The 22,819-nt window shown below is 48.6% G+C and carries 21 protein-coding genes and 1 pseudogene; 7 read left to right on the top strand and 15 right to left on the bottom strand.

Going from position 1 to position 22,819, the window contains the following annotated elements:
• Nucleotides 1–37 precede the first annotated feature (37 nt).
• Nucleotides 38–1,237 (top strand): hypothetical protein, encoded by a 1,200-nt coding sequence (locus KNP04_RS10140; protein ID WP_214875694.1) that lies wholly within the window; start codon nucleotides 38–40, stop codon nucleotides 1,235–1,237.
• 15 nt (nucleotides 1,238–1,252) lie between these two features.
• On the opposite strand, the gene nhaC is transcribed toward KNP04_RS10140, so the two are convergent.
• The 14 genes from nhaC to KNP04_RS10070 form a co-directional block, all read right to left on the bottom strand.
• On the bottom strand, nucleotides 1,253–2,680 hold the full coding sequence (gene nhaC / locus KNP04_RS10135) for a Na+/H+ antiporter NhaC (protein ID WP_214745263.1): 1,428 nt from the start codon (nucleotides 2,678–2,680) through the stop codon (nucleotides 1,253–1,255).
• Nucleotides 2,681–2,815: 135 nt separating this feature from the next.
• Complete coding sequence (locus KNP04_RS10130; RefSeq protein WP_214875692.1) at nucleotides 2,816–3,904, bottom strand: amidohydrolase; 1,089 nt, start codon at nucleotides 3,902–3,904, stop codon at nucleotides 2,816–2,818.
• Between the two features lie 16 nt (nucleotides 3,905–3,920).
• The gene (locus tag KNP04_RS10125; RefSeq protein WP_214875690.1) at nucleotides 3,921–4,265 is read right to left on the bottom strand and encodes a DoxX family protein; all 345 of its coding nucleotides are present in this window, start codon (nucleotides 4,263–4,265) and stop codon (nucleotides 3,921–3,923) included.
• A 56-nt stretch (nucleotides 4,266–4,321) separates the two neighbouring features.
• Nucleotides 4,322–5,587 (bottom strand): S1C family serine protease, encoded by a 1,266-nt coding sequence (locus KNP04_RS10120; protein ID WP_214875688.1) that lies wholly within the window; start codon nucleotides 5,585–5,587, stop codon nucleotides 4,322–4,324.
• Between the two features lie 111 nt (nucleotides 5,588–5,698).
• Nucleotides 5,699–6,517, bottom strand: coding sequence for a fumarylacetoacetate hydrolase family protein (locus KNP04_RS10115; RefSeq protein WP_214875686.1), 819 nt, complete (start codon nucleotides 6,515–6,517; stop codon nucleotides 5,699–5,701).
• Between the two features lie 54 nt (nucleotides 6,518–6,571).
• Complete coding sequence (nrdG, locus tag KNP04_RS10110; protein WP_214875685.1) at nucleotides 6,572–7,027, bottom strand: anaerobic ribonucleoside-triphosphate reductase activating protein; 456 nt, start codon at nucleotides 7,025–7,027, stop codon at nucleotides 6,572–6,574.
• Entirely contained in the window at nucleotides 7,005–8,855 is a 1,851-nt protein-coding gene (locus tag KNP04_RS10105; protein WP_214875683.1) for an anaerobic ribonucleoside triphosphate reductase, read from the bottom strand. The genes nrdG and KNP04_RS10105 overlap by 23 nt, the downstream gene beginning before the upstream one ends.
• A 191-nt stretch (nucleotides 8,856–9,046) precedes the next feature.
• Nucleotides 9,047–9,877 (bottom strand): formate/nitrite transporter family protein, encoded by an 831-nt coding sequence (locus KNP04_RS10100; protein WP_074035310.1) that lies wholly within the window; start codon nucleotides 9,875–9,877, stop codon nucleotides 9,047–9,049.
• Nucleotides 9,878–10,089: 212 nt separating this feature from the next.
• Entirely contained in the window at nucleotides 10,090–10,740 is a 651-nt protein-coding gene (locus tag KNP04_RS10095; protein WP_214875681.1) for a 50S ribosomal protein L25/general stress protein Ctc, read from the bottom strand.
• Between the two features lie 165 nt (nucleotides 10,741–10,905).
• Nucleotides 10,906–12,723 (bottom strand): DNA mismatch repair endonuclease MutL, encoded by a 1,818-nt coding sequence (gene mutL, locus KNP04_RS10090; RefSeq protein WP_214875679.1) that lies wholly within the window; start codon nucleotides 12,721–12,723, stop codon nucleotides 10,906–10,908.
• A gap of 4 nt (nucleotides 12,724–12,727) precedes the next feature.
• A complete protein-coding gene (gene mutS, locus KNP04_RS10085) occupies nucleotides 12,728–15,256 on the bottom strand; it encodes a DNA mismatch repair protein MutS (RefSeq protein ID WP_214875677.1) in 2,529 nt (842 codons plus the stop codon).
• A 53-nt stretch (nucleotides 15,257–15,309) separates the two neighbouring features.
• Nucleotides 15,310–15,741, bottom strand: a complete 432-nt coding sequence (locus KNP04_RS10080; protein WP_012726155.1) for a YlbF/YmcA family competence regulator — start codon at nucleotides 15,739–15,741, stop codon at nucleotides 15,310–15,312.
• 58 nt (nucleotides 15,742–15,799) lie between these two features.
• Nucleotides 15,800–16,258 carry a GNAT family N-acetyltransferase gene (locus tag KNP04_RS10075; protein WP_214875675.1) on the bottom strand — a complete coding sequence of 153 codons (459 nt, stop codon included), beginning with the start codon at nucleotides 16,256–16,258 and terminating at the stop codon, nucleotides 15,800–15,802.
• Between the two features lie 11 nt (nucleotides 16,259–16,269).
• Nucleotides 16,270–17,736 (bottom strand): phytoene desaturase family protein, encoded by a 1,467-nt coding sequence (locus KNP04_RS10070; RefSeq protein ID WP_214875673.1) that lies wholly within the window; start codon nucleotides 17,734–17,736, stop codon nucleotides 16,270–16,272.
• A 137-nt stretch (nucleotides 17,737–17,873) separates the two neighbouring features.
• On the opposite strand from KNP04_RS10070, the gene KNP04_RS10065 reads away from it, so the two are divergent.
• From KNP04_RS10065 to KNP04_RS10045, 5 genes and pseudogenes are all read left to right on the top strand, one after another.
• Nucleotides 17,874–18,380 (top strand): hypothetical protein, encoded by a 507-nt coding sequence (locus tag KNP04_RS10065; protein ID WP_214875671.1) that lies wholly within the window; start codon nucleotides 17,874–17,876, stop codon nucleotides 18,378–18,380.
• 33 nt (nucleotides 18,381–18,413) lie between these two features.
• A pseudogene (locus KNP04_RS10060) lies at nucleotides 18,414–18,494 on the top strand (EutP/PduV family microcompartment system protein); the annotation flags it as partial.
• Nucleotides 18,495–18,994: 500 nt separating this feature from the next.
• Complete coding sequence (locus tag KNP04_RS10055; protein ID WP_214875669.1) at nucleotides 18,995–19,330, top strand: P-loop NTPase family protein; 336 nt, start codon at nucleotides 18,995–18,997, stop codon at nucleotides 19,328–19,330.
• A 118-nt stretch (nucleotides 19,331–19,448) separates the two neighbouring features.
• Nucleotides 19,449–20,216 (top strand): transporter substrate-binding domain-containing protein, encoded by a 768-nt coding sequence (locus KNP04_RS10050; protein WP_214745287.1) that lies wholly within the window; start codon nucleotides 19,449–19,451, stop codon nucleotides 20,214–20,216.
• Nucleotides 20,213–21,226: a pyridoxal phosphate-dependent aminotransferase gene (locus KNP04_RS10045; protein ID WP_214875667.1), complete on the top strand. Its 1,014-nt coding sequence runs from the start codon at nucleotides 20,213–20,215 to the stop codon at nucleotides 21,224–21,226. Before KNP04_RS10050 ends, KNP04_RS10045 begins: the two co-directional genes overlap by 4 nt.
• Before the next feature lie 22 nt (nucleotides 21,227–21,248).
• On the opposite strand, the gene KNP04_RS10040 is transcribed toward KNP04_RS10045, so the two are convergent.
• The gene (locus tag KNP04_RS10040) at nucleotides 21,249–21,803 is read right to left on the bottom strand and encodes a maltose acetyltransferase domain-containing protein (protein WP_285800662.1); all 555 of its coding nucleotides are present in this window, start codon (nucleotides 21,801–21,803) and stop codon (nucleotides 21,249–21,251) included.
• 85 nt (nucleotides 21,804–21,888) lie between these two features.
• On the opposite strand from KNP04_RS10040, the gene KNP04_RS10035 reads away from it, so the two are divergent.
• The gene (locus KNP04_RS10035; protein ID WP_214875665.1) at nucleotides 21,889–22,812 is read left to right on the top strand and encodes a DUF7916 family protein; all 924 of its coding nucleotides are present in this window, start codon (nucleotides 21,889–21,891) and stop codon (nucleotides 22,810–22,812) included.
• The last annotated feature ends 7 nt before the right edge of the window (nucleotides 22,813–22,819 follow it).

Here is a 22,819-nt window from a genome sequence, read left to right as displayed (position 1 = left end):
CGTTATATAGTCGTTAAATTGCAAGGGGGATTTTGTGATGTCCATCCATATCGCTGTCGTCGGCTCACCAGCGTTTATTCAACATATTGTAAATGGTTCTTCCTTACCCGATGTCCGGATTGAAGGGTTTCCTTATGATGACCCGCGCGAAGCGAGAGACATCGCCCATCAACTACACTTTTTTGACGGTGTTTTCTTCTCCGGGTCATTTCCGTATACGTACGCGATGGAGAAGGCGAACCTCCCGTATGCTCATCATGTCGTTCAAGACGATGTCGTTTTATTGACCTCACTCTTATATATGACGTTGACGCAACACGTCGAGCTCGAACATCTATCGATTGACCTCGTCGACTCATCACGACTTGCATCGATGTTAGAGCCATTTCCCACTCGTATCTCGCAATCGCAAGTGAAACAGCTTCATCCAGACATGAATTTCGAGGACTTGATTGCCTTTCATAAACAACTTCAAGAAAATGGGACGACACGATTCGCTTTGACGAGTGTCGAGCAAGTCCATCGCCGGTTAAGAACCGACGGCTATCGGAGTCAACTCATGATTGAACCGAAAGAGAGGATTCTTCACCATTTTAATGATTTTCTTCAACAGATTCGATTGCAAAAATCAGATCAGTCTCAGTTTGCCATTCTTCAGTATTCGAATTCGAGTGAAGAGACGTTAGCACACGTGTCGGACCAACAATTCTTCGGTGGCAAGTTGCTACAATCGAATGAAGAGGGAGTCACAATCTTATCGAATAAAGGCAAAATTGAGACAGCTATTTCAAACGGTATTGTTTTACCGAATCCCTCGTCTGTTCATGTTGGCATCGGATATGGCTCAGACTATCAGCGCGCTCTCGACCATGCACGACTCGCTCTTTATGCAGAAAGTGAACGACAGATGCGCATCGTCGATGATTCGAAGCGACTAATGTTCTCTGATCAACCATCACCCATTCATTTTCGCGTCACGCAAACACGAGTCTACGACATGATGAAACAGACCGGTATGAGTCCGACCAATATCGAAAAACTCATCCACTTCTCACGTAATCAACTTGAGTTCACGGCTAAAGAGTTGACCGATTACTTACAAGTCACCCGTCGCACGACAGAGCGACTCATCAAAAAATTGGTTGATGCAAAACTCGTTCATCCGATTGGCGAAGAGATGAGCTACAGTCAAGGTCGTCCGCGCACCGTCTATAAATTTCAATTCCCGGTCGATTGACGACCGGGAATTGTTTTATTGTGCTGCTTGCTTCACAACTGACTCTTCTTGCTGAATGACGGCCATGCGCTCGATTGTGAATCCCGTAAAGGCATACAGAATCGAAATGACCGGTACGATAAAGTTTAAGACGGCGTAAGGCGCGTATTCGAATGCCCCAACCCCGAGCGTACCAAGAATGAATACCCCACACGTATTCCACGGGATGAACACCGATGTCAATGTTCCACCGTCCTCGAGTGCGCGAGATAAGTTTTTTGATTGTAATCCCATTTTTTCATAAGCCCCTGCAAACATACGTGACGGAACAACAATCGAGATATATTGCTCCGAACAGGTCGCATTTGTCGCAATCCCGGCCAAAATCGTTGAAGCAATCAACGAGCCTGCCGTTTTCGCCAACTTCAAGATTTGATTCATGATCGATTGAAGCATACCTGAATATTCTAAAATTCCACCGAACGTCATCGCGACAATCGTCATCGAGACTGTGTACATCATCGCATCGAGACCGCCTCGGCTAAAGAGGTTATCGACCAATTCATTACCTGTATCAATGACATAGCCACTTTGAAGAGCACCTACGCTGTCTGAAAGTGACCCGCCTTGGATGAACACTTGAGCCAAGAAGCCCAGTGCAATCCCGACAACGAGTGCTGGAATCGCTGGTACTTTTTTTGCGACGAGTAAAATGACTGCGAGCGGAACGACAAGTAACCATGGCGAGATGACAAAACTGTCTTCAAGAATGTTAAGCGTCTGTGTAATCTCTGACGAGTCCGTCGTCGAATCCGCAAACCGTCTTCCAAGCCATGCGTATACCCCTAGCGCGATGATGAGACCTGGAATGGTCGTATATAACATGTGTCGGATATGTACGAATAGATTCGTATGAGTCAGTCCTGCCGCCAAGTTTGTCGTATCTGACAATGGTGACATCTTGTCCCCGAAATAAGCACCTGAGATGACGGCCCCCGCAACCATCGGAGCTGGTATCCCCATACTCAGTCCGATTCCCATCCCTGCTACACCGATTGTACCCATCGTCGACCACGAACTCCCAATCGAGAGCGCGACGACCGCACAGATGAGGCAAATCGTTAACAAAAAGTATGCCGGCGAGATGATCTTCAGTCCGAAATAGATCATCGTGGCAACGATTCCCCCACCAATCCAAGCACCGATTGTCAATCCGACCAAAATGATGATGACGACTGCCGGTAAGGCAAGACGAATCCCTTTATACATCATCTCTTCAATCTCTTTCCACTTGAACCCATGACGCCAGGCGACGAGCGAAGCGACCGCCGTCCCGACGATGAGCGGGATGTGTGGTCCTTGTCCGAGCTTGACGATTGAGATGAGCATGACAACAATCATCACACCAAGTGGTAAGAGCGCCCACCCTAGCTTCATGTCTTGCTTGTTCCCCGTTGTTTCCATCTAACTTCCTCCCCTATAGCGAAAATTCAGAATTGTCGTTATATTGTCGCTAATAACGTTATGATAGCGCTTACAATCATCTGATGCAATAAAAAAATGAGTGGACAGACATCTGTCTATCACACTCATCCTGAATTATGTTGCTGCAATTCGGAGTGCATCCGCAAGCAGGCGTGCCCCGTCTTCTAACGCATCACGGTCAAACGTCATATGCGGATGATGAAGTCCTGGACCTAAATCTGCACCAATTCCAATCATCGTCGCATCAAGCGTCGGTTTCTCGACGGTATAGAAATGAAAATCATCGCTACCTGACGTGACAATCCTCTCGACGAGAGCCGACTGGCCGAAGCGTTGCTCGATCGCCTGCTTCGCAATCTGACTCGACTGTTCCCCAACGACCGCTCCCGGTGTGAAGTCTTGCCACTCCCACTCCAATGTCACACGATGAAGCTGACCGACATGGAGTAACATGTCTTCGACACGATTTCGTAGTTCGAGCAATTCCTCATTTTGTTGAGCGCGGACATCAATCGAGAACGTCGCATTTCCTGGAATGATGTTCATATTGTCACTCCCGGCGTGTACTTTCGTCAACTTGACGGAGTGTGGCTCAAACGGTGATAAGTAAATACTTTTGAGCATGTGTTGAATCGTGAAGATGACATCGAGTGCGTTTTGCCCTTGATGCGGTCTTGCGCCGTGCGCGTCATCCCCAATTACCTCTCCCTTTAAGAAGAAGGCAGCACCATGCTGAATCGCCGCCGCATATTGGCCTTTCTTCAACTCTTCTTGTGGACGCAAATGAATCCCGAAGAGTTGCGTCACGTCTTCTAACGCCCCACGTTCGATCATGGCGAGGGAACCATTCCCTTGCTCTTCGGCAGGTTGGAAGATGAAACGGATCCGCTTCTGTAACGCCTCGTCCTTCAACAGTTCGAGTGCACCGAGTACCATGCTGATGTTCGCGTCGTGCCCGCATGAATGGTTCGCACGAAACGTACCGTCCACTTGTTGCCATAACGCATCGATATCGGCGCGGACTGCAATCACGTCTTCTCCCGATCCAATCTCAGCAATCACCCCGGTCACATCTTCAAACGTCCGATGTGGTATCGACCAGTCCGATAAAATCGATGCGATTGTTCGAGTCGTCTCGACTTCTTTCCAACTGATTTCTGGATGTGCATGAAAATGTTCAAACCATTTCAATACGTTTGTCATATGTATCTCCACACCTTTATATTTTTTTGACACCTTTGATGAGAACCCATTGAAGCGGGAGTCGTCCCCATGTGATCCATTTCGGAATGACTTTCCCACCGATTCTAGAAGGTTTGACAGCCATGTTAATATTGGCCGGGAAGACGGCGACAAAGAATGCCGGTAACGTCCGCTTTACGAACGTCGTCCCCTTGTTAAGTAAGAGCATTGCCCCAAAGACGACTTCCACGACTCCGCTCAATTGCACCATCAAGCGGCGGAAAGGCCAAGACTTCGGAATAATCGACATGAATGCCTTCTCTCTGACAAAATGTAAAATTCCTGCCCCGAATAATAACACCCCATATAAATTTCGTACCATATCTCATCCTCCTTTTGTATAAGCATAGCAAAAAAGGCGGGCATGTTGCCCACCTTTTACAATGCAGAACCGTTTGCGTTTTGAATCTCGACTTGAACTGTTTCCGTTTTTCCGTCGCGGACATATTCGATGTCGACCGTTCCGTCCGTATCTCGAATCAATTCACTACGGAGGTCGATGAACGAGCTGACGTCTTTGTCATTGATTTTCACGATGACGTCACGCGCCTCAAGACCCGCTTTTGCGGCTGAACTATTTTGTTGAACTTCTACGATTATCGTTCCCGCCGTTACCGATTCAGGTAAGTTGATTTGTTCCGTCAAGTAACCTGGAGGGAACTCTGACACGTCACGTAGCGATACGCCGAGTGAAGGATGATTCACTTCTCCCGTCTGTTCGATTTGATTGATCAGCGGAAGGGCGATGTCGACCGGAATCGAGAATCCGACTCCCTCGACTTCTGCCGTCGCAATCTTCATCGAGTTGATTCCGACGAGTTGTCCTTCTTCGTTGATTAACGCACCACCCGAGTTACCTGGGTTGATGGCCGCATCCGTTTGAATGACCTCAGCGTTGAAGTCAGCCTGTCCGTTCTCATCCGTATCTACCGGGACTAGACGTGACGTCGATGAGACGACTCCGCGTGTCACGGAGTTCTCGAATTGTCCAAGCGGATTCCCGATGGCGATGACCGTTTGTCCAGGTTTTAATTCGCTTGATTTTCCGATTGAGATGACGGCCGGTACTTTGTCAGCGTCCACTTTCAAGACCGCCAAGTCATACGTCGCGTCACTTCCCATGAGCGTCGCTTCCGCTGTCGTTCCGTCATTAAACGTGACCGTCAGCTTGTCTGCCCCGTTGACAACGTGATGGTTCGTCGCGATAAATGCCGAGTCACCTTCTTTTTTGTAGATGACCCCTGAACCGACTCCAGCCTCAACCGCTTCACTCGAGAAGCCGGTTTGGGCGAAGTTGTTCACGGTGACGACGGCAGGCTGAGCGGTTGCGACGGCATTCGTGACTGAAGAGTCAGACACGTTTGATGACGTTTGGACCGGAGTCCCTTGCGAGGTCACGTTCGTATCACTCACATTCGTTGCGGGTTGGTCGATAAACGGATAAGCGATTGCGCCCGTCAACAATGCCCCGATGACCCCACCGACAAGTCCTGGGAACATGCGGCTGACGAATGAAGGTTTTGTCTGTGTTCGTACCATTGTCTCTTCTCGGTTGGATGAACCGAGTTCTGTATCTAACCAATCTTTTTGTTGTTCTGATTCATGTAATTGATCGTGTTCATTTGATTGATCGTGACGATCCATAATGATTCATCTCCTCTGTGTTATCTTCTACCCTTACTATAACGAAGAGGAACACTCATTTATAAAATGATAAATGAATTACAAGATTCTTCACATTTTGCGTCATTTCATTCAGACAATCACATTTCGTAGCGTGCCAAGACCTTCAATCGTCACTTCGACGGTGTCCCCCGTTTGAAGATAGGTCGGTGGTGTCATCCCATGCCCGACTCCCGCTGGCGTTCCGGTCGCGATAATGTCACCCGCTTCAAGCGTCATGCCTTTCGATAACGTACGAATGAGCTCGTCAATCGGGCGAATCATATCGGCCGTCGTTCCGTCTTGGCGCGTCTCCCCGTTGACATTCGTTTGGATTCGGAGAGGGAACTGAAGCTCGTCCGGCGTCACGATGAACGGTCCCATCGGACAGAACGTATCGAGTGACTTACCACGGAAAAATTGGACATGTTCTTTTTGCACGTCTCGTGCCGTCACATCGTTTAGAATCGTGTATCCGAAAATGTGTTCTTCGACTGATTCGATGTCTCGTCCCGACTTTCCGATGATGACCGCGAGTTCGCCTTCATAGTCGAGTTTTTCCGTCAATTCCGGATGGCGCTCGATGACAGCGTCTGGTCCGACGACTGAAGTTGGTGCTTTCGTGAAGATGACGAGTTTCCCCGCTCCCGCTGTATCCATCTCTTTCACGTGTTCTTCATAGTTCTTCCCGATACAAATCACATTTTTCAACGGTCGATACGGGGCGAGCAATTTCACGTCCGTCACTCGGTATGAAGGTGCCACGTCTAAATCGATATCCGGTTCGAACTCACGCGCAATCACTTCTAATAAGTTAGTCGTATGTACTTGATTGCTGACATCGTAGACGAAATCGCCTTCGACAATCCCCACTCGTTGCTCTTCTTGCATGTCAAAACTACACCATTTCATCAAAAATCCCCCTTTTTCATCATTATACAAAAAATCGAGACATCTCTGCCTCGATTATACTTTGTTCAAAAAGATGATGCGTTGATTACGCGATCCCCGAAAGCGAAGTCCCATATCTCGTAGCGACTGCTCAAAGCGACCATCAACGAGCACATCGGCGTAGTCTAAAACGGTTTGAACGGCTCCATCCTGCATCGCTACCAACTGTTCCATCGTATAGCCCGTATACACCCATACATTTTTACCGAGCGACTTACATGCCTTGACGAGTTTTGCTAACTCTGAAGATTGAAGAAACGGTTCGCCACCTGAGATGGTCACACCGTCCCAACCACTGAGTTTGATGCGACGGACAATCTCATCTACCTCGATTTCCTCACCGCCGGCTGGATTCCATGAGGAAGGATTGTGACACCCTTTACAATGGTGAGGACAGCCAGCAGTAAAGATGACCGTTCGAATCCCCGGTCCATCGACGACGGATTCTTCAACGACGGATAGAATGCGCATCGTGTTTCACCCTCGCCCGTTCTTCTTCTCGCTTCGCCGTATTCCAGCGGTCCATCGTCCCAACCAAATAGCCAGTGATACGGCGGATCCGTTCGATTTTCTCATCTTCACCACAAGTCGGACAAGCCGCGTCAATCAATCCTTCAAGTCCGCAATTCCCGCAGCGGTCGACGGGATGGTTGATGGAACCGTAGCCGATATCATGCTGACGCATCAAGCGAACAATCGATTCTACCGCTTCCGCATTATGGGCAAGGGAGCCATCGACTTCGACATAGGAGATGTGTCCCGCGTCACACAACGCATGATACGGTGCCTCAATCCGGATTTTTTCGCGGATGGATACGGACTGATATACCGGTACGTGGAAGGAATTCGTGTAAAACGCCCGATTCGTCACCCCGTCGATCATGCCGAACTCTTCCTGGTCTCGCGTCACAAATTTCCCTGACAATCCTTCCGCCGGTGTCGCTAGTAACGAGAAATTCAAATCGTATGATTCGGTCGCTGCTCGCATCCGATCAGATAAGTTCGTGACGATATCGAGACCGAGTCGTTCCGCTTCACGCGACTCGGCATGTGTACTGCCCGTCAACACCTTCAACGTTTCAGCGAGTCCGATGAATCCGAGGGAAAGCGTTCCTTGTTTCAGCACATCTCGGACCTCATCATGTATATGTAACTGCTCACTTCCACGCCAGACACCTTGTGTGTAAAGAAAACGAAATTCTTCAGCGCGACGTGTACATTGATACTCGAAACGCTCGATCAACTGTTCGATGCCGATATCGATATATCGGTTAAGAATGCGGTAAAAGTCAGTTAGTGATTCAGAGACAAGCGCCATCTTCACCAAGTTGAGTGTGGAGAAAGATAAGTTGCCACGTCCGACTGACGTCTCCTCACCGTGGCGATTTCCCATAACCCGAGTGCGGCAGCCCATGTACGCCACTTCAGATTCATGCGATCCATCATAGTAAGCGGCATTGAACGGGGCATCGATGAAGGAGAAGTTCGGGAAGAGCCGTTTGCCTGTGACGCGACACGCTTCACGAAAGAGATCAACGTTCGGGTCGTCCTCGTTGAAGTTGATGCCTTCTTTCACTTTAAAGATTTGAATAGGAAAAATCGGGGTCTCTCCATTCCCTAACCCACGTTCTGTGGCACGAAGTAACTCCCGAATGAGGATGCGTCCCCACTTTGAGGTATCCGTCCCGTAATTGATTGAGACGAACGGGACTTGACCGCCACCTCGTGAATGCATCGAGTTCGCATTATGAATGAACGCCTCACACGCCTGATATGTCGCCGAAATCGTCTCTTCTTCTGCGAGTTGTTCCAATTGTGTCTTGTCCCAGTCAACAGGGAGTGATTGGAGTTTGCTCAATTGGCGCTCATAGGTCTTCTCGACGTACGGTGCCAAATCGACGTCAAACATCGGGAACGCTTGACCCCCATGCTGCATATTTTGATTCGCTTGAAGGATGATGGACGCGAGCGCCATGGCGGAGCGAATGTCCTTTGGCGACCGAATCGTCCCATGCCCGGTATGGAAACCGTCATTCAACAATTGACCGAGTGGAATTTGACAACATGTCGTCGATCCTGTGATGTAATAGTCGGCGTCGTGCACGTATAAATAGTTATCAGTGACGGCCTGTTTTGAGCGCTCCGACATCAAATATGTCTGCGACAATTCTTTCGACACTTCTGAAGAGAGTCGTGCTAGTTTCCCAAGTGGGGACTTTCCGTCCACATTCGCATTTTCTTGTACTAAGTCTTGGTCTGGTAAGACGCAAACATCCTCATACAACTGCAGTAATTTCAAAACCCATCACCTCACTATATATGGATTAAAAACATTCAAAAAAGTTTTTAAAATCCTATATATAGATTATGACACGTATTTTTCTTGATGGTCACGAGTCGATATTGTGACAGTTTACGTGTGAGCATACGACAAAAAAGAGCCTCGTCTTCGGTAAGACAAGGCCCAGCGTTATTTGTGACAAACGTCATTTATTTAGCAGCTTTGACGACTTTTAATTCGACTTCTTCCTCTAATTCTTGTGCCTCACGGAGACCTTTTGAGTTGAGCCATGTATAGATGGCTCCCATGAAGAGGGCGCCGCCGATAATATTACCGAATGTCGCAGGAATCAAGTTGTGGATTGCACCTGCCATGCTGATCGTTTCAGGATGTGGAACGACGAGCGTCAAGGCGAACAAGACGAAGTTGGCGATAACATGGTCGAATCCTGAAGCGAAGAAGACGGCAACAAGGAAAATCATCGAGAAAATTTGAGCGAATTCATTTTTCATTTGTTTCGGTAAGAAAATGGCGAGACAGACCATCCAGTTACAGAAGATGGCGCGGAAGAAAATTTCGACCGTCGTGTGATGCATTTTCCCCTCGACGACTGAGAACAACCAGTTGTTCATGCCAAGTTCTTGGATGACGCCAGTCGGTGCAAGTAGTAACGCAAATAGGATTCCCCCAAGTGCGTTCCCGACGAAGCATAATAACCAAACGAGCATCGTGTCGCTGAGCGTTGTATAGCCGCGAAGTGTCGACGTCGTGAAATACATCGTATTCCCCGTAAACAACTCGGCTCCCCCATAGATGATCATAACGAGCGCAATCCCGAACGAGAAGCCCCCGATGAGTGTCGTGAACGGAGATTCCGCTAAATACATACCGTTGACGACTTTCAGCGTGAAGATTGAAGCAAAGCCGATAAAAATCCCGGCTAACATTGCCCGTAAAAAGTATTCCATTGGACGATAATGAATCATTTGCGAGGAAGCCTGTGCTTTTTTCCGTAATGATTCGAGTGCATGGATTTCCATTGATGCCATGTCACAAACCCTTCTTTCTGAATAATTAAATAGGAAAGTATCAGTTCTAATATGTGAAATCATTAACAATATAAACTGTACAGTCTCTGTTGGCAATCACCTCTTGAGGGAATTGACAGAGTGTTCACATCGTAATCGTTTACATATGGCGGATTTGTGACAAAGAAAAAGTGCTCCGATTTCTCGAAGCACTTTCTTTACAATTATTCTTTATCTTCAGTCGATTCTTCTGTTTCTTCAGAAGATGTTTCTGAAGCTTCTTCTTCAGTCGAACCTTCCTCTGATTCAGTTTCTTCCTCTTCCTCAGCAACCGGCTCATTCACAGAGGCGATGTGCATATCTGGTTCAGAGACAATCGTGTATGCTTTGTCTTCTGGAAGATCCGCTACCGTCACCGAGTCACCGATTTCGAGGTCTGACACGTCGAGTTCGATGCGTTCAGGGATGTTGGCAGGTGTCGCAGAAACCGTTACTTTATAGAGCGACTGAGCGAGATATCCGCCTTCTTTGACACCTTTCGCGTCGCCGACAAGGACGATATCCGCTTCGACTTCTGTCTCTTCATCCATCTTCACAGCCATGAATTCGACGTGCTGATAGAAGTTTGTGAACGGATTTGTTTCTGAACCGTGCACGAGCGTATTGATTTTGTTTCCATCGAAATGGAGTTCAATCAAAGCGTTGTCACCATGGTCTCGAAGAATTTTACGAAGGTCCATCTCGTCAAACACGATTGGTGTGCTGTCTACTTTGTAACCATAAACAACTCCTAACGCTTTTCCTTCGTTACGCAACTTCGTGCGTAGTGATCGTGGGCGTAATTCTCGTTTTGAAACTTGAAGTTTGTTCGTCATTTTCTTTTCCTCCTACATGGATATACATTTCATGTCGACATCTTGAGGGTGAGGCAGTGAAAAAGCCACCTCTCAACCTCGATGCGTTGAGTGACATGTGTATAGTTTTCCCATGAGGACTCGTAAATAAACGTTACATCGTATTAAAACAAGGTAACAAGACGATTACATGACACGTTTGAACAACTTCTCGAGTTCATACGTGCTCCACTTCACGAGAATCGGACGACCATGCGGACAAGTGAATGGAGACGTCGTACGACCTAAATCATCAATCAATTGTCGCATCATGTCCATATTGAGTGGATGATTCGCTTTAATCGATCGTTTACACGCCATGAGGATTGATGCTTCCTCTCGATATTTCGCGATGTCAATCGAGCGTTGTTGAATCGCCATCTCCACTAGATCACGAATTGTACCCTCTAAGTCATGTTGTGGATACCATGTCGGAATCTCGCGCACGAGGAACGTGTTTCCCCCAAACGGTTCTAACGTGATACCAGCTTCCGCTAGAAGGGGGAGCACTTCTTCGATGGCAAGCGTCTCTTCCTGTGTGAACTCCAACGTCAACGGAATCAACAGGAGCTGATACTCTTTTTCTGGACGTCCTAACTGCTCATAAAACAACTCATACTTGATGCGTTCCTGGGCAGCATGTTGGTCCATCACGTACATCCCGTCTTCCGCTCCACAGATGATATAACTCGAATGCAGTTGTCCGATGACGTCTAGCGCCGGAAGACGTTCGGACTGACGAACGGGTTCCTCAACCTGTTCTACCTGGAGCATCTCTGGCTCTGGTTCATGAACGAGCGGTGCCGGGTTCCACTGGGAGGGAGACGTGAGCGATTCTTTTCGCTCCCGAGGAATCGGATAATTCCACTCGACCGTGTCTACTTGTTTAGGTTGCGGTTCCATCGAAAAGTCGAGTTTCGACTGTTCGGACGGTGTCTCTCGCTTTGGTTTTGGCTCTTGTTTCACAGACGGAATAAGACGTTGCTCACGGAGAGTCAATTGAACGGTCTCTCGAATGAGCTGGCACAATTCTTTTTCTTTCGACAAGCGCACTTCACGCTTCGTCGGATGGACGTTCACGTCAATCAACATCGGGTCCATCTTCACTTCGAGCACGGCAATCGGATAGCGACCGATCGGTAAGAGCGTATGGTAGCCTTCGAGCACGCTTTGTGTCAGTGCAAAGTTCTTGATACTGCGGCCATTTAAGATGAGAGTCACGTATTGTTTGTTCGAACGGGTCACTTCCGGGCGCACGAGATGCGCGCTCAGTGTATAGTCGTTCGTTTTACTAGAGGCCGTGACGATTTGTGCGGCGACTTGGCGACCATAGATGGCGAGCATGACTTGCTTCAAGTCTCCATTCCCGTTCGTTCGCAACAGTTCTTTCTCTTCATGAAAGACGGTGAAGCGAATCTCTGGATGAGACAGTGCCAAACGGTTCAACGTGTCGGTAATGCTCGCGAGTTCCGTCGCCGATGTCTTCAAATACTTCAGCCTTGCCGGTGTGTTGAAGAAGAGCTGACTGACCGCGATTTCGGTCCCGACGTTCGTCGCCGCCGGATTCGTCTCCTTGACGACACCGCCTTCAAGCGTCATCTCAAAACCGTCCTCATCCGCTCGCTTTGACTTCAACGAGACGTGACTGACCGACGCAATCGAGGCGAGTGCCTCACCACGGAAACCGAGTGTCCGAATACGAAACAAGTCATGCTCGTCCCGGATTTTACTCGTCGCATGTCGTAAGAAGGCTCGTGCTGCGTCTTCTTCATGGAACCCGTGTCCGTTGTCACGCACTTTGATGAGACGGATACCCGCTTCTTGTAAGTCGACGTCCACTTTCGTCGCTCCCGCATCGATCGCATTCTCGACTAATTCTTTGACGACGGAAGCTGGTCGTTCGACGACCTCCCCGGCTGCGATTCGGTTCGCGAGTTGTTCCGGTAACTCTCGAATGATTCCCATCGACTCACCCTTTCTTTGCGGTCTGTTGCAGTTCGTAGAGCGCCTGCATCGCTTCGATTGGATTCATTGCCAATAGATCGAGTTTGAGCAGCTGTTCTCGAACAGCGTCATTCGACTCGAACAATGACAACTGGCTGACATCTTCCACTTGAGGTGAAGCAGTTTGCTCGTTTAAGACAGATTTCGTTGCTTCGGATTCGAGTTCTGACAGAATCGTCCGTGCCCGGTCAATCAATGAATCTGGGAGTTCGGCCAATTCCGCCACGTGAATCCCATACGATTTATCCGCACGTCCTGGATGCACTTCATGGAGGAAGACGACACGCCCATCCCGCTCAATCGCCCGGACATGGACGTTCTCAAGTGTCGGAATCGAGTCCTCGAGCACCGTCAGTTCATGATAGTGCGTCGAAAAGAGTGTCTTCGCCCCGATTGACGAAGCAATATACTCAACAATTGCCTGCGCAAGGGCCATCCCATCATACGTCGACGTCCCGCGACCAATCTCATCCAATAGAATCAGACTATGGTTCGTCGCCTCGGTGACGGCTTGTCGCGTCTCGGTCATCTCGACCATGAACGTCGACTGTCCGCTCACCAAATCGTCCGCCGCACCGATCCGTGTAAAGATGCGGTCAAAGAGCGGGAGTTCCGCTGCTTCTGCCGGGACAAATGAACCGATTTGATGAAGGATCGCAATCAACGCAAACTGACGCATATACGTCGATTTACCGGACATGTTCGGTCCGGTGATGAGTAACATTTGACGTGTGTCGTCAAGCGTCAAGTCATTAGCGACATACTCACCTCGCGGCAAGACCGTCTCAATGACAGGGTGACGACCGCGTTCGATTTGAACGTGCGATGCGGTTTTCGGGCGTACATACTCTCGTCTTTCCGCCACAACGGCAAGGGCGAGTAGCACATCCAACTCACTGAGTGAACGGGCCAATTGTTGAAGGGCCTTCGTGTACGTCTTCACTTCTTCACGAAGTGCAACAAACAAGTCATATTCGAGCGTACAGCTCTTCTCTTCCGCTCCTAAGATGAGGGCTTCCTTCTCTTTTAGCTCAGGCGTAATGTATCGTTCCGCATTCGTCAACGTCTGCTTCCGCTCATAACGCCCTTCTTCGAGCAACTTCGCATTCGCCTTCGTCACTTCCAAGTAGTAACCAAATACGCGGTTATAACCGACTTTCAACGACTTGATGCCGGTTGCGATACGTTCCTGTTGTTCGAGGTTGGCAATCCACGATTTCCCGTTCGCTTTCGCTTCTAGCAATTCATCGAGCTCTTCTGAATATCCGTGACGAATCATCCCGCCTTCTTTCGTCGAGATCGGAGGTGAGTCGACGAGGGCAGTCCGGAGCTGTTCACTCAACGTCTCGAACGAGTCGAGATTCTGTTCGATTTGCTGCAAGCGATCCGCTTTCACTGTTTGTAAGAGTGACCGGACAGAAGGCATCCGCTCGAGCGTGTCGCGAAGTTGGACGAGATCTCGCGCATTCGCTGTCCCGTACCCAACTTTCGCGACAAGGCGTTCGATATCATAGACTCGCTTCAACTCTTCCTGTAGTTGATCGCGCAACATGAAGTCGTCCACTAAGTTCTCGACGGCGTCCTGTCGCTCTTTGATGCCTTGTTCGGTATAGAGCGGCTGTTCAAGCCAGCGTTTCAACAAACGACCACCCATTGCCGTCGTCGTCTCATCAAGGAGTGAAAGGAGTGACCCTTTCCGTTCTCCCGAACGAGCGGAACGAAACAGTTCAAGGTTTCTGGCCGTATTGGCGTCGAGCTGCATATGCTGTTCGACCTCATAGGCGACAGCCGGTTGCAAGTGATCGAGCGAACGCTTCTGTGTTTTCGTCAAATAGGCGAACAACAACTCAAATGCCGAGCGCTGCGCCTCGTCTTTCGCACCTTTTGCGAGTGGACTATCCCGCTTGTCCACTTGAATCGAAAGAGGAATCCCAGTCTGTCGTAACAAGTCAGCGAGTCGTTCGTCTTCGACGATGACCTCGTTCGGAAGCAATCCTTCGATTTCCCGTAAGACGGCCTCTTCTGACGAGAGCGTCGTCAACCACGATTCCCCCGTCGTCACGTCACCTCTAGCAATTCCAAAACGTCCCGCGACGTCCGAGATGGCGACGAGATAACGGTTCTCTTTTTCGCTGAGTGATGCCATATATGTACCTGGCGTGATCACTTGAATGACTTCCCGCTTCACAAGTCCTTTTGTCGCTTTCGGATCTTCTGTCTGTTCGCAGATGGCGACGTTGAATCCTTTTTCGATCAGTTGTTCGATGTAGATTGCCGCCGAATGGTGTGGGACACCACACATCGGAATTGGATGCTCGGCCTGCTTCCCATTTTTAGAAGTGAGCGTGAGCTCTAATTCCTTGGCGACAATTTGTGCATCTTCAAAAAACAACTCGTAAAAGTCACCGAGTCGATAGAATAAAAAGGCGTTCGGATAGTCTGCCTTGATTGAGAAATATTGTTTCATCATTGGTGTCTGATGGACTTCTTGCATGTTGATTCACCTCTAGAAAGTACAACAGCTGACCATCGGCCAGCTGTGTCGTTTTAGTATCCGCAGCCGCCGCGTGCTTGTTCAGCCGCCATGCCGCTCCCTGTCTTCCCTGCAAGGACGTCTCCGTCCGTCGATTCGATGATGCGGTCCGTCACGGAGTTCGCGAGCGTGACCGTCACGTATTGAAGCAAATCGTTCACTTCAACTTGAGTCTCTTGGAATGCTTGAACGACCGGAATCGAGTCGAGCTCTTCCATCGCCTTATCGATCTTCTGCTCGACTTTCGCAAGTGCTTCCGTCTTGCCGTAGTGCTTACAGTTGACGGCTTCTTTTTGTAAGAACTTGATTCGTTTAATCAACGTCTGTACGCGGTCACTTCCGTTCACTTTCGCTTCCGCTTCTTTGAAACGCGCCACTTCTGGTGTTTGTGCTAATACGTCTGCCAATTCTCTTGCTTTTGCAATTACTTGTTGATCGGTCACCATTGTAAACCCCTTTATGTCTATGATGTAATCGTGCTCAAGGGCACGTGAATGTTCTTTCTCATTCTAACATGAACGATTCGGAAACGGTACTAGCGGGATTCGTTGATTCTCGTAACATATCGACGTGTGGAATACGGTCTTCTTGATACACATCACTCGTCCGTTTGAAACCAAACGAGGCATAAAAAGGTTCCACATACGTCTGAGCTTGCAGATACAATGTCTCATGACCGAAGTCCTTGATTGCCGCATCCATCAAGAGGCGAGAATACCCTTTCCCTCGATACGTCGCTTTCGTGACGACACGTCCGATGGCGACTGGAGAGGCTTCCGTCAAAACACGAAGCGCAGAGACAATCTCTCCATCATCTTCGATCCAATAATGGACGGCTTGTTCATCTTTTCCATCGATTTCTTGATACGGACAGTTCTGTTCGACGACGAAAATCTCAGTCCGTAGCGCCAGTAAGCGATACAATTCCAATGTTGTCAGTTCATCAAATGCTTTTTTCTTCATCAATATCCCCCCTAATCAATCGTCACCCCGATTGCTCGGGCAACATGTAACCCGCTCGTCATTGCGCCAATCGTCCCCGCCCCTGGAAATACGGTATCCCCGCATACATAAAAGTTCGGCAAGTCTGTGCGATAACTCGCGGCACGGAACAACGCCTGGCTTGGCGTCTGGGCATATCCCCCGACTGCCCCATGCGGTCGCTTCGTATACTTCACCCATGCACCTGGTCCACCAGGAAGGAGAAGTGACGATTCACGGTCCCATGCAGGGAACGCAGTGGCGACGACATCGACGAGACGATTGGTCCAATCTTGTTTTAGTTTCTCATATGCCGCTCGGTCTTTCCAATGTTGCCATTCTGATAAATCGATATGTGTGGATACCGTAATGGTCCGTTCTGGTTTTTCTGTGCGCAACACGTCATCCGGCGCCGACATGGATATGAACGCATGCCCACTCGGTAATCGCTCGTGATAGATTTGTTGAAATAGTGGTTGCTGTTGACAGACATCCTCAGGCAAGACGAGGTAAAGGCTGAACGTGCCCCATTGCGACTGTTTCAACTGTCTTCGATATTGCCGTTTAAACTTTCGCTGTTCCTGTCCCCGTAAAATCTCGCTCGTCCGCTCAATCGGGATGGCGGAAACAATCACATCGACCAGTTCAAGTCGTCCTCTTCGATCGGTGATGAGCCATCCATCCGTCACTCGTTCGATGGACTGGACGTCTCTGCCTAATTTCGTCTCGCCACCAAACGTTCGGACGGCGCGCTCTAACGCATGAGCCAATTGATACAGCCCACCTTCCACATAGTACGCTCCTTCGTGATAGACCGACAGCGCCACTGCACCGAGTAAATGACTCGCTTCTTTCGCACCGGTCTGCAAACTATCGAGCAGGACTCCATCGATAAATCGCTCGAACATCGTACCGTTTAGTCCATGACGAGCTAACGTGACACCGAGTGGCCGCTGGAGTTTTAGGAGCGCCGTAAGTTGGTTCGGTCGGAACCCCTTCATTGCGTATACCATATCCGATGTCGTGCGAAACGGAAGTGCCGGCAACTCTTGAAACAACGGTCGGATCTTCTCAAAGTCACCCCACACTTCACGATAAAACGCATGGATTGCCTCGTGGTTCTCTGGGAACGCATGACTGAGCTCATCAAGCAGACGTTCTCGGTCGCGATAGTAAGTGACGGTGACGTCAGGCAGATGAATGTCCATCACCTCATCCAACAAAGTGACCTCGACCGATTCGTCCAATTTCTCAAGGACACGCTGATGGACTCCACCTTTTTCAAATCCCATTCCGAGCGTCGCGCCTGCCGGGAACAAGTAGTCACCCCGTTGAAATTTACCTGCACATCCGCCCCATTCACGCGATGCTTCAAAGACGGTTACGTCATGTCCTTTTTGTTGCGCGAGCGCAGCGGCCGTTAAACCCGCGACACCTCCACCTATGACCCCGATTTTCATGTACATCCCTCCTCTCTATATCATACCTGCTCATTCAAAAACTTGAAGAAATGAATCGGTTTTTAAGATTCCAATGTTCTTTTGAAGGGAACTGATTCTCCTATGCAGAAATAGTTTACATCTGAAAAGGTAAGGTGATGAAAATGCGTAGTCGTGTCATGGTTTATTTATTGATTCCCATCCTCATCTTTATTGGTATACTGATTACCCCACCTTCCGAGGAATCGCTCAAGCTCGCGACGATGACCGTCGTCAGCATCCAGGAGATGATTCCTTACGAAAAAGAGTATACGGCACAGAAAGTGCTAGAAGAACGAACAGTGGACGACAAATCAGCCATCATCGAAGAATGGCGTCTCGAGCAAGGAGCAAGAACGTCTTACAGTTATGTGCTCAGACTGAGAGGATTTGAACATGTGACACAGATTGATGCAGGGGCTGCCAACACGAGATCGGATGGGTATTACGCGATGCAGGCGCATAGCCCTATTTTCGAGACGGACAAACCCGTGTCAACGAACTATCCGATCGTCATGTTCAGTTCGGAACAACGACTCGTCATCGGACAGATGGATGTCCGCGTCATTTATGAAGAGGATGAGCAGTTGAAGAAATGGATTGTATTGGAGGATAAACAAGATTAGATGAGCAACTTATGACTTAATCGCAATACAAACATGAAACGAATCATGATCATCGGTTCAGGCGGTGCAGGGAAATCCACACTTGCCCGTCAACTCGGTGAACGATTACAGATTTTACGAACGGGAAAGCCCATATCGGGCATAGCCCGCCTTTAGGCATGGGATGAGAGTGAGTTCGGATGTTTTTACATCCGACGTTCGGGTCTACTTATCCCATAGACAAGAACAAGTCTCTAAAACGCCTGCGTCCATCGCCCCTTGAAAATCGTATACGGTTCGGTCATGAAAACATATGACCGGTAAAACGATGCCTGTCGTCATGCAAAAGACGCTAAAACATCAGATGGATACACCTGCAACGACCTGTGGTGGATGGTAACAGTCCACCAGCCTGAGAATCTATATGATCTGTCTCAGGAGGGGTGATGGCACACCCTCATCTGAAGGCTTGAGCAAAACAGAAATGGACTGCGCTCGCACAAGCACTTCAGAATCCCACGGTTTTAATTGTGGGAGTGTCAAACCTCGATGTCTATCATTTGGATGCTCTCATGTGGAGACCGGGATGGGTGATGGCGCCGAGAGAGGAACGAATCGATATTCAACAATAACTCGTGAAGAAAGATCAATGGATCATCGATGGAAACTTCGGGAACACGCTTGATTTACGTTTACAGGCAGCAGATACCGTCATTTTGATCGACCTTCCGCGAATCATTTGTGTATACCGCGTCCTCAAACGATTTGCCCGTTACCGTGGTACGACGCGACCGGATATGGGCGCATCCTGTGAGGAAAAGCTCGATTTCGCATTTCTGAAATGGGTTTGGAATTTTCCTGACGTTCAACGGCCACAACTGTTACGACAAATTCAACAACATCCGACAAAACCTAATTTGATACATTTGAAATCGTCACGAGCAGTCAGAAACTACTTGAAATCAATTTAAAACGCTTTCATTTCAAAAGCGTTTCTCTTTTTAATATTTTTTGTATTTTTATGCTTTACAATTAATAATCATACATATACACTTAGTCTCATCTACAACAGGGAGGCATTATACACATATGAAAAAATGGTTATTAGCAGGTACACTTATGTTAAGCGCGGCTTTACTCGGTGCATGTAGTCAAGAAACAGAAGGTGAAGCGACAGAGCAAAAAACGCTCGTCATGGGGACGAGCGCCGATTACTTCCCATATGAATTTGTCGATACGGCAAACGGAGATGCGATCGTCGGATTTGATATTGAAATCGCGGAGACGATTACAGAACGTCTCGGTTACGAATTGAAGATTGAAGATATGGACTTCGGTAGCTTACTCGGAGCCTTGAACAGCGGGCGTGTCGACTTCGTCATGGCAGGAATGACGCCAACAGAAGAGCGTAAAGAGAATGCGGACTTCTCAGACATCTATCTTTCCGCGACAAACTTGATCATGACAAAAGATGAGTCACTTCAGGCAATCGAAGATTTGTCTGGTAAGAAAATCGGTGTCCAAACGGCTTCGATTCAAGAAAACATCGCAAAAGAACAAGCGCCTGACGCTGAACTCGTATCGTTGAACAAGATCCCTGAAATCGTTCAAGAGTTGAATACAGGTCGAATCGATGCAATGGTCATCGAAGACACGGTCGCACAAAAGTATCTAGATCAAGACGACAGCTTCTATACATTCGCTTTAAAAGAGGATGGCGAAAAAGGATCAGCTGCTGCATTTAAATTAGATGATGAGTTACGCGACCAGTTCAACGAAGAATTGAACAAGATGATGGAGTCTGGCGAAATCGATGAATTGGTGAAAAAATGGTTCTCGATGGAGCCGACTGAATGAGACAAGTCGAGCTGCCGATCTATCCCGTCGTTTATCCGACGGGACATCGGTTAAATCAAAATGAAAGTCAGTTCCCTTTACCTGACCGAATCAAGAGCCAGCTTGATTCGTTGACGTATCATGACTTACACGAATATCCGGTCGAACCGATCAATGAGTTGTTCGAACGCTACGCTGCGTATGTCGGTGTGACACCTGAGCAACTGCTCGTCGGTTGTGGAAGTGATGAGATGATTCATGTCGTGACGCAAGCATTACTCGCACCAAATGACATCGTCTTGTCCCCGGCTCCTGACTTTTCGATGTATCCCATCTTTACGACCATCGCACACGGGCAACATGTTCAAGCCAATGATTTATCATATGAGGAAATTGTAGAAGCAATCGAGACGCATCATCCGAAGCTTCTTCTTCTCTCGAACCCGAACAATCCAACCGGGAAGCTGTGGACCGTGAAAGAGTTGACGCATCTCGCCTCACTCGTTCCTTACCTTGTGGTGGACGAGGCGTATATGGATTTCACACCGGATGACAGCATGATTCCGTTCATTGCGAACCATCCGAATCTCATCGTCCTTCGCACGATGTCAAAAGCGTTCGGATTGGCAAACGTACGAATTGGATTCATGGTGACAAACAACGAACTCGCTCACTATTTCCGTCAATTCATCCCACCGTTCAACATTAGCGGGGTGAGTGCAAAGATTTGCAACATCTTCTTAAAAGATGCAACTTATCTTCAAGAAACAATCGAATGGCATGACGAGATGCGGCAAAAGTGGGTATCCGCTTTTGAATCAATTGGTCACGTCCTCCCTGCCTCGACAAACTTTTTGTATATCGAGCTCGAGCAACCCGAAGCAGTATGGGCACAATTGACCGCATTGAACGTACACACTTCGAAACAACCGACGGGCATTCGAGTGACCATCGGTGACGAAGCGGCACTTCATCTCGCACATACAGCTATTCAGCAATACAAGGAAACAAGTCACGTAAAAAACTCCTGAACCTCATGTTCAGGAGTTTTTGTCAGTCGATCGTTTTGATCACGCGCGCCGGATTTCCTCCGACAACCGTCCGTGGTGGCACATCTTTTGTGACGACTGCACCAGATGCGATGACTGCCTCATCTCCAATCGTCACACCCGGATTGATGATGGCCCCTCCACCGATCCATACCCGGTCTCCAATCGTCACGGGTTTCCCGAACTCATACCCAGAGATGCGCTCAATCGGATCAATCGGATGTGTCGCCGTATAGATATGTACACCTGGTGCAAGCATACAGTCATCCCCGAAAGTGATGGGACAAATGTCTAAAAAGACACAGTCAAAATTCGCATAGAATCGTTCACCCAAGTGAATATTGTACCCGTAATCACATTTGAAGTTCGGTTCGATGTAATACGACTCTTTCGTCGAACCGAGTAACGCACTAAGAATTTCTTTCCGTTCAGTCAAATCATCAATCCCGGAACGATTGAATCGCTCGGTCAATCGCCGGGCATGCTTCCGATCTTTAACGAGCGTCTCATCACCAGCTAAATACAGTTCACCACGAATCATCTTCTCTTTTTCCGTCATCATGATCCCTCCTTACACTCAGTATAGAGGATTTTCAAATCATTTAGGGAATAGAGACAAGGATGAGCAGAAGGAGGAAGATGTGATGAAACGTATTTTAGAGTGTCGGGCAAGTGATTTTATCACGTTTAATCGTCAAGATTTAGTCGGGTCGATTCGGAAGGCAGAAGGACGAACGGTCATGGCCGAGGTCATCCCGACGGTTCAACCGCTCTACCCAGAAGTCACGAATGCAGAACTGGCAAGAGCGTTCGGTGCCGACTTGATTTTATTGAACATGTTAGATGTGTTCCATCCTTACATTAAAGGACTTGAAAGTCACGCGCTGTTCGGCGACATGCCAGGTGAGGAGATGAGTGACCATCCGATTTTGGAACTAAAGCGATTGATCGGATTGCCGATTGGAGTCAATTTAGAGCCTGTCGACTTTTCAGAGAGATCGTCTGAAATGAATGAAGTGAAACGAGGCAGACTCGCTTCAGTCGAAGCGTTCCAAAAAGCGTCTGAACTCGGGATCGATTTCGTTTGTCTGACAGGCAACCCGAATACCGGGGTTACGAATGAAGCAATCGAACAAGCGATTATCCGAGGGCGTCGTGAATTCGCTGGCGTCATCATTGCCGGAAAGATGCATCAGGCCGGTGTCGGCAGCGTGTTAGATCGCGACGCATATATCCGCTTCGTTGAAGCAGGGGCAGACATTATTCTTCTGCCAGCTCCAGGAACCGTTCCGGGTGTCCGTGAAGAGGCATTCCACGAACTCGTACAAGAACTGCAAGCACTCGGAGCACTCACGTTAGCCGCAATCGGGACATCTCAAGAAGGGGCTGATGTGGCGACTGTTCGTGAGATCGCACTCTCTTCAAAGCGTGGAGGCGCAGATATCGTCCATATCGGTGACGCCGGATTGTCTGGGATTGCCGTACCAGAGAACATTCAGGCACTTTCAATTGCCATTCGCGGGCGACGTCATACATACATTCGCATGGCTGCCTCGGTCAATCGTTGACACAAAA

Source organism: Exiguobacterium sp. CH10 (genome assembly GCF_018617635.1).
In the GTDB taxonomy this organism is placed as follows: Bacteria; Bacillota; Bacilli; order Exiguobacteriales; family Exiguobacteriaceae; genus Exiguobacterium; species Exiguobacterium aestuarii_A.
This window is presented reverse-complemented; position numbering and strand designations above follow the sequence as displayed.

Bases quoted from the DNA above. Each gene is read 5' to 3' on its own strand.
- KNP04_RS10140 (WP_214875694.1), top strand. From the start codon at position 38: ATGTCCATCCATATCGCTGTCGTCGGCTCACCAGCGTTTATTCAACAT.
- nhaC (WP_214745263.1), bottom strand. From the start codon at position 2,680: ATGGAAACAACGGGGAACAAGCAAGACATGAAGCTAGGGTGGGCGCTC.
- KNP04_RS10130 (WP_214875692.1), bottom strand. From the start codon at position 3,904: ATGACAAACGTATTGAAATGGTTTGAACATTTTCATGCACATCCAGAA.
- KNP04_RS10125 (WP_214875690.1), bottom strand. From the start codon at position 4,265: ATGGTACGAAATTTATATGGGGTGTTATTATTCGGGGCAGGAATTTTA.
- KNP04_RS10120 (WP_214875688.1), bottom strand. From the start codon at position 5,587: ATGGATCGTCACGATCAATCAAATGAACACGATCAATTACATGAATCA.
- KNP04_RS10115 (WP_214875686.1), bottom strand. From the start codon at position 6,517: ATGAAATGGTGTAGTTTTGACATGCAAGAAGAGCAACGAGTGGGGATT.
- nrdG (WP_214875685.1), bottom strand. From the start codon at position 7,027: ATGCGCATTCTATCCGTCGTTGAAGAATCCGTCGTCGATGGACCGGGG.
- KNP04_RS10100 (WP_074035310.1), bottom strand. From the start codon at position 9,877: ATGGAAATCCATGCACTCGAATCATTACGGAAAAAAGCACAGGCTTCC.
- KNP04_RS10095 (WP_214875681.1), bottom strand. From the start codon at position 10,740: ATGACGAACAAACTTCAAGTTTCAAAACGAGAATTACGCCCACGATCA.
- mutL (WP_214875679.1), bottom strand. From the start codon at position 12,723: ATGGGAATCATTCGAGAGTTACCGGAACAACTCGCGAACCGAATCGCA.
- mutS (WP_214875677.1), bottom strand. From the start codon at position 15,256: ATGCAAGAAGTCCATCAGACACCAATGATGAAACAATATTTCTCAATC.
- KNP04_RS10080 (WP_012726155.1), bottom strand. From the start codon at position 15,741: ATGGTGACCGATCAACAAGTAATTGCAAAAGCAAGAGAATTGGCAGAC.
- KNP04_RS10075 (WP_214875675.1), bottom strand. From the start codon at position 16,258: ATGAAGAAAAAAGCATTTGATGAACTGACAACATTGGAATTGTATCGC.
- KNP04_RS10070 (WP_214875673.1), bottom strand. From the start codon at position 17,736: ATGAAAATCGGGGTCATAGGTGGAGGTGTCGCGGGTTTAACGGCCGCT.
- KNP04_RS10065 (WP_214875671.1), top strand. From the start codon at position 17,874: ATGAAAATGCGTAGTCGTGTCATGGTTTATTTATTGATTCCCATCCTC.
- KNP04_RS10050 (WP_214745287.1), top strand. From the start codon at position 19,449: ATGAAAAAATGGTTATTAGCAGGTACACTTATGTTAAGCGCGGCTTTA.
- KNP04_RS10045 (WP_214875667.1), top strand. From the start codon at position 20,213: ATGAGACAAGTCGAGCTGCCGATCTATCCCGTCGTTTATCCGACGGGA.
- KNP04_RS10040 (WP_285800662.1), bottom strand. From the start codon at position 21,803: ATGACGGAAAAAGAGAAGATGATTCGTGGTGAACTGTATTTAGCTGGT.
- KNP04_RS10035 (WP_214875665.1), top strand. From the start codon at position 21,889: ATGAAACGTATTTTAGAGTGTCGGGCAAGTGATTTTATCACGTTTAAT.